Source organism: Halorubrum sp. AJ67 (genome assembly GCF_000513435.1).
In genome coordinates this window covers 461,457-463,111 of sequence record NZ_CBVY010000002.1, presented here as the reverse complement: position 1 = coordinate 463,111, position 1,655 = coordinate 461,457, and the positions used below count along the sequence as shown (strand labels likewise).

Here is a 1,655-nt window from a genome sequence, read left to right as displayed (position 1 = left end):
GCGTCGGTCTCGCCGGCGAGGTCGCCGATCGCCGCGAGCCGCTCTTCGATACAGCCGCGGACGGTCGGGCTCTCCGCGTACACCATCACGGCGTCGTCGCCGGCGCGCTCCGCGAGCGCGTCGACGTCGGCGGTGCCGTCGGCCATCGGATAGGTCTCGACGGTCAGGTCCGCGCCCGCGCAGTAGTTCGACAGCACCGCCCGCTTCCCCTCCCGGAGCTGTTCGGGGACCAAGACCACGTCGCCCGAGGTCGACCGGACGCGGTCCGCGAGCGTCGCGGCCTCGCCGAGCGCGGTCGCGGCGTCGTACATCGAGCAGTTCGCGACGTCGAGCCCGGTCAGCTCCACCAGCATCGACTGGTACTCGAAGAGGGCCTGAAGGAACCCCTGTGACACCTCCGGCTGGTACTGGGTGTAGCTGGTGAGGAACTCCGCGCGGTCGGCGAGGTGGTCGACGACGCTCGGCACGTAGTGGCCGTAGTGGCCTCGTCCGAGGAACTCCGTGAGGTCGTCGTTGCGGTTCAGGATTCGCGCGCACTCGTCGCGGATCTCGCGTTCGGTGCGCGGCTCGATGCCGAAGTCGCCGTCGAAGGCGACCGTGTCGGGGATGTCGAACAGCGCCTCCTCGTCGTCGACGCCGATCGCCGCCAGCATCGCCGCGGTCTCTGCGTCCGTGTGAGGCGCGTACGGCGTGCCGTTCGCCCGGCTCATCGGACCGCCCCGGCGTCGCCCGCCCGTTCGATGCCGCGTCGTCCGTCGGAATGTGTGGCGTTCATGATCGGATCAGGCGATCTGGTCGTCGTACTCGTCGGCGTCGAGCAGTCCGTCCGCCTCGCCGCCTTCGACGGGCTCGACTTCGAGCAGCCACCCGTCGCCGTACGGGTCCTCGTTGACCAGCTCCGGGCGGTCGAACAGTTCCTCGTTGACCGCGACGACCTCGCCCGAGACGGGGGCGTACAGGTCCGAGACGGCCTTGATCGACTCGACGACGCCGAACGCCTCGCCGGCGACGACCTCGTCGCCGACCTCGGGCAGTTCGACGAACACCACGTCGCCCAGTTCGTCCTGCGCGAAGTCGGAGACGCCGATCCGGACGGGGTCGCCGCCGGTCGTCGCCCACTCGTGCGATTCCAAGTACCGTCTGTCGTCGGGAACGTCGAAGCTCATTGGTCAGGGTCGTCGCGGCCCGCTCGGGACTCGGTCCGCGGGAGCGCCGCGCCGCCGGGATCGGCCGTAGATCCGATCTCCCGGCCGGTTGCGGGCGTTGTCCGCGATCGAAAGGCGGTCCGCGACACGTGTGTCTCTCTCTTCCGACGACGAGGAAATAAAAGGTGTGTTCGCGGCGGTCGAGCCGGCGGACGCCGCTCGTCCCCCAGCCGTCGCGCCCCGTCAGGTCCGCCGACCGAACCCGGTCGACCCCGCCCGATCAGGTCCACCGGTCCAACCCGGTCTGGACCTGCGACTCCGCGATGCGCTCGAACCCGCGTTCGACCTCGTCGCCGGCGACGCCCCACTCGTCGACGACGTACGCGCGGGCGGCCTCGACGTCCGGGTTCCGTACGTCGGCGATCGACCGCGACGTCTCGTATAACTTACGTTATAATAGTATGCTATACGAAGTTAATTTAACGTCGCGTCCGTCTCCTCGCCGCCGAC

The 1,655-nt window shown here is 69.2% G+C and carries 1 protein-coding gene and 1 pseudogene; both read right to left on the bottom strand.

The genetic code is table 11. The features are described 5' to 3' along the window. A pseudogene (locus BN903_RS03895) lies at positions 1-710 on the bottom strand (glycine dehydrogenase); the annotation flags it as partial. A gap of 72 nt (positions 711-782) precedes the next feature. Further along, a complete protein-coding gene (gcvH, locus tag BN903_RS03890; protein ID WP_048076445.1) occupies positions 783-1,166 on the bottom strand; it encodes a glycine cleavage system protein GcvH in 384 nt (127 codons plus the stop codon). Between the last annotated feature and the right edge of the window lie 489 nt (positions 1,167-1,655).